The following is a 746-nucleotide window of genomic DNA, read 5'->3' as shown; positions in this document are numbered from 1 at the left end:
TTGGGACCGCCGGCGCGCCAGGGGTCCATCCACGCCGTCGGCCGCCCTGCACAGCAACCATGCCGCGAGCGCGGGGAGCCATTGTTGCGAGGCCGCAAGAACGGCACTGACCAGGCCGAGGACCAGGTTCAGCCCGGTAAGCCGGTCGGGCGTGATCCACGGACGGTCCAGCCAGCGCGCAACGGTGTCCAGCGCGGGTGAGAGCAGCGGGCGGAGCCGGGCGTCAAACATCGTCCGCCTTCTCCCTGCGCCCGCGACGGACAGCGAAAAAGACGCCGGCAAGGGTGAGGACTCCCAGCACGCCGGCGGCCAGGTTGGTTTGCCAGCCAAAACCCAGCCCGTAAGCGCCAAGCGCGACAAAGCTGATCGTCCCGGGCAGTATGCCGAGACCGGTTCCCAGGAAGTACGGCCGCCATCCCAGCGAGGTCAGACCGGCGGAGTAGTTTATGGCGGTGAAGGGCAGAACCGGCACCAGCCGGACACCGATGACAGCGGCGAAACCACGACGACGGAGCACACGATCGACCTTGTCCACCCGGGTTCCGGTCAACTTCTCGACCGCTTCCCTGCCCAGAAGGCGTCCCAGCCAAGGTCCATCCACGCCGTCGGCCGCCCTGCACAGCAACCATGCCGCGAGCGCGGGGAGCCATTGTTGCGAGGCCGCAAGAACGGCACTGACCAGGCCGAGGACCAGGTTCAGCCCGGTAAGCCGGTCGGGCGTGATCCACGGACGGTCCAGCCAGCGC

General features: G+C 68.4%; 2 protein-coding genes. Both read right to left on the bottom strand.

Going from position 1 to position 746, the window contains the following annotated elements; genetic code table 11:
• Positions 1 to 231 (bottom strand): CDP-alcohol phosphatidyltransferase family protein (locus Y707_RS0115945; protein WP_026535823.1); only part of this gene is annotated, 231 nt, incomplete at its 3' end.
• The coding region (locus Y707_RS31600) for a TVP38/TMEM64 family protein (RefSeq protein ID WP_162150232.1) at positions 224 to 746 on the bottom strand (523 nt) is incomplete at its 5' end. The genes Y707_RS31600 and Y707_RS0115945, both read right to left, overlap by 8 nt.

It is taken from the genome of Arthrobacter sp. H14 (assembly GCF_000520495.1).
Classification (GTDB): domain Bacteria; phylum Actinomycetota; class Actinomycetes; order Actinomycetales; family Micrococcaceae; genus Arthrobacter_C.
Note: the sequence above shows the minus strand (reverse complement) of the source record. Positions and strands in the feature narration are given on the sequence as shown.